This is a genomic window from Lentiprolixibacter sp., assembly GCF_982873095.1.
Genome location: NZ_CEYNTP010000262.1, coordinates 1 through 3,567, shown reverse-complemented (window position 1 = coordinate 3,567; position 3,567 = coordinate 1). Strand labels below are relative to the sequence as shown.

At 53.9% G+C, this 3,567-nt stretch carries 4 protein-coding genes; all 4 read left to right on the top strand.

What is annotated here, in order from left to right:
* A partial coding sequence (locus AC4E7D_RS12820) for an alpha/beta hydrolase family protein (RefSeq protein ID WP_490174184.1) occupies window positions 1-1,079 on the top strand: 1,079 nt, incomplete at its 5' end.
* Window positions 1,080-1,167: 88 nt separating this feature from the next.
* Window positions 1,168-1,872 (top strand): DUF2490 domain-containing protein, encoded by a 705-nt coding sequence (locus AC4E7D_RS12815; RefSeq protein ID WP_490174183.1) that lies wholly within the window; start codon window positions 1,168-1,170, stop codon window positions 1,870-1,872.
* 51 nt (window positions 1,873-1,923) lie between these two features.
* Window positions 1,924-3,138 (top strand): bifunctional alpha/beta hydrolase/OsmC family protein, encoded by a 1,215-nt coding sequence (locus AC4E7D_RS12810; protein WP_490174182.1) that lies wholly within the window; start codon window positions 1,924-1,926, stop codon window positions 3,136-3,138.
* On the top strand, window positions 3,138-3,567 hold a 430-nt coding region (locus AC4E7D_RS12805; protein WP_490174181.1), incomplete at its 3' end, for a YdeI/OmpD-associated family protein. The genes AC4E7D_RS12810 and AC4E7D_RS12805, both read left to right, overlap by 1 nt.

The window sequence follows — 3,567 nt, the reverse complement described above, 5'->3', positions numbered from 1 at the left end:
AAGACGCCAAAAATGTGATTGAAGTATTGGACGTGGCCAGCGGGGAAAACATTGCACTGCCCGAAATTGAAAATGCCAGCATCACCAATGTGGGCTTTTCCCGGGATGAAAGCATGATGCGCTTTTATGCTGGTGGGTCCCATACCCCTTCCAACCTCTATGTCTATGACCTGGAATCCAAAGCACTGAACAAGATCACGGATGTGCTGAACCCGGAGATCACCCAGGAGCACCTGGTAACGGCAGAGGTGGTGCGCTACCCTTCCTTTGACGGGCTGGAGATCCCGGCCATTTACTACAAGCCCCACCAGGCTTCGGAAGAGAACAAGGTTCCTGCCCTGGTATGGGTACACGGCGGGCCCGGCGGGCAAAGCCGTCAGAATTTCAGTTCCCTGATCCAGTACCTGGTCAACCATGGCTACGCCGTACTGGCCGTTAACAACAGGGGGAGCAGTGGCTATGGGAAGACCTTTTACCAGATGGACGACCTGAACCACGGTGACAAGGACCTGAAGGATTGTGTGGAAGGCAAGAACTGGCTGGCACAGCAACCCGAGATCGACCCGGAGAAGATTGGGATCATAGGAGGCTCCTATGGAGGCTATATGACCATGGCCGCCCTGACTTACACCCCGGAAGAATTTGCAGTTGGGGTGAACCTCTTTGGGGTAACCAACTGGATCCGTACCCTGAAAAGCATCCCGCCCTGGTGGGCTTCTTTCAAGGACGCGCTTTACAAAGAGCTCGGGGACCCCTACAGCGCCGATTCGGTGCGTCTGAGGGCCATCTCCCCCCTCTTCCATACAGACAAGGTGACCAAGCCCTTGATCGTACTGCAGGGCTCCCAGGACCCCCGTGTACTGCAGGTGGAGTCTGATGAGATCGTTGCCGGAGTGCGTGCCAATGGCGTGCCTGTGGAATATGTGCTGTTTGAAGACGAAGGGCACGGTTTCGTGAAAAAGGAAAACCAGATCGAAGCCTACAGCAAAGTGCTGGAATTCCTGGAGGTGTATTTGAAGAAAGATCCGGGAACTCCCATTGAAGACGGGCAGTCCCTGGAACTGGAAACCAGCTCCTGATAGTGCGGGACAAGGATAAAATAAAGGGGCCCTGTAAGGGGCCTTTTTGTTTTTAGTTTGATTAAATTAACAGCCAAAGACAACCGATATGAAGAACATCTGGATTATAGCCCTGCTGCTGACCGCTATGGGCTTAAACGCCCAGGAAACCGGGGAAGATGACTGGGGGGCCTGGTACATGTATTTTGGGATGAACCGGGTCTCGGAAAAATGGAGCATCCACACCGAGGCACAGTTCCGCTACTATGAGACCAGCAGTAATTTCAACCAGCTGCTGCTGCGTACCGGGGCCAACTACCACATTAACGATGATGCGATCGTTACCCTTGGCTACGCCTACATAGACACGGATCCCAGCTTTACTGATATCAGCGGGATCAATGATGAGATCCTGGAGCACCGCATCTTCCAGCAAGCACTGCTTTACAACACGGTCTGGGAATTCAGGATCGAGCACCGCTACCGCCTGGAACAGCGTTTTCTGGATTTTGGCCCGATACGGGGCACCGAAACCCAGCACCGTGCCCGTTACCGCCTGCAGCTTACCCTGCCCCTCACAGATACCTTTTTCCTGAACTTTTACGACGAGGTCTTCCTCAACCTGCAGGACGAGATCTTCGGGCAGAACCGTTTGTACGGGGCAGTGGGTATTCGACTTACCGAAAACAGCAGCGTGCAAGTGGGTTACCTGAAAAACCATTTTAACAACATCAATTTTGACCGACTGCAGTTTGCCGTCTTTTACAACCCGGACCTGAGGGGAGTATTTAAAAAGAAAACCAACAACGACTAACGATTAACCGACAACCATCAACGAACAACCAACAACTATCAACGACCTAACATGAAAGCACAAAAGGTCACTTTTCAAAACTCGGACGGGCAGGAACTGGTGGGCTGGCTGGAACTCCCTGCCGATCAGCTCCCCCACAACTTTGCCCTTTTTGCGCACTGCTTTACCTGCAACAAGAATTTGGCCGCCGTTCGCAACATCAGCAAGGCCCTTGCCCAAAAGGGGTTTGGCGTGCTGCGCTTTGATTTTACGGGGCTGGGGGAAAGCGAAGGGGATTTTGCAGATACCAACTTTTCCGGGAATGTAGAAGACCTGGTCGCTGCAGCCCACTATCTGGAAGCCGAGCAGCAGGCACCCGCCCTGCTCGTAGGGCATTCCCTGGGCGGAGCCGCCGTGATCTTCGCAGCAGCCCAGCTGGAGGGGGTGCGTGCCGTGGCCACTATAGGGGCGCCATCAGATCCCCAGCATGTGACCCACTTGTTGGACAGCCGCCTGGAGGAAATCAAGGAAACCGGTTCAGCGAGGGTTAAGGTCGGTGGACGGCCCTTTACCATTAAAAAGCAATTCCTGGACGACCTGGAGGCCCATACCCTGCCCAAGGTTGCTCGCAATTTGCGGAAAGCACTGCTTATCCTGCACTCCCCCCAGGACAGCATCGTAGAAATAAAGAATGCAGAGGAAATCTACCACGCTGCCCACCACCCCAAGAGTTTTGTGACCCTGGATGGGGCGAACCACCTGATGAGCCGGTCGGAAGATTCACATTATGCAGGACATGTAATCGCTGCATGGGCCAGCCGTTATGTACCCCTTCCGGAAAAAACAACCCTCAAAAGCAAGCACCAGGTGGTGGCCAGCCTGGACGGGGATGCCGGTTTTACCACGGACATGAAGATTGGCGACCATTATTTCACAGCAGATGAACCGGTGGATTTCGGAGGAAACAACTTTGGTCCCTCCCCGTATGAGCTGGTATCCGCCGGGCTTTCGGCCTGTACGGTGATGACCCTGCAGATGTACGCCAAACGGAAGGGCTGGGACCTGCAAAATGTGGAGGTCCATACCTCATACAGCAAAACTCACGCCGAAGATTGTGCGAATTGTGATTCTGACAAGGCCAGGATCGACACTTTCCATCGGGAGATCCGGCTCAGTGGTGAACTGGATGAAAAGCAACGGCAGCGGCTGATGGAAATTGCCGACCGTTGTCCGGTGCACCGCACATTGCACAGCGAGACCCAGGTAATTACCAAACTCCTTACCTGATGCAAAGCCCGGAGTTTGAAGTCTGCATCAGCGGCATGCACAGCATCGCACTGCCTGAGGAAATCGTAGCCCCCTTTCTCGAAAAAGGGCATAAGCGCGTCCGTATCGTGGCACGCTTCGAAAAGGAAGCCATTACGTTTCACGGGGCCCTGCAGAAAAGGGGAGGCGGCCATTACCTGATGTTCGGAAAAGACAACCAGAAGGCCCTGGGGGTGTACCCCAACGACTATTTTACACTTCAGTTCTTTGAGGATACCACCAAATACGGGGTAGAAATGCCGGAGGAACTGCAGGCAGTACTGGAGAGCGATCCGGAAGCCCTTAGGGTATTCGAAACCCTGACCGAAGGGAAGATACGCGGCCTCATCTACGCGATCCGCCGTTACAAAACCTCACAGACCCGCATCGATAAGTCGCTCCTCATTTGCG

Bases quoted from the DNA above. Each gene is read 5' to 3' on its own strand.
- AC4E7D_RS12815 (WP_490174183.1), top strand. From the start codon at position 1,168: ATGAAGAACATCTGGATTATAGCCCTGCTGCTGACCGCTATGGGCTTA.
- AC4E7D_RS12810 (WP_490174182.1), top strand. From the start codon at position 1,924: ATGAAAGCACAAAAGGTCACTTTTCAAAACTCGGACGGGCAGGAACTG.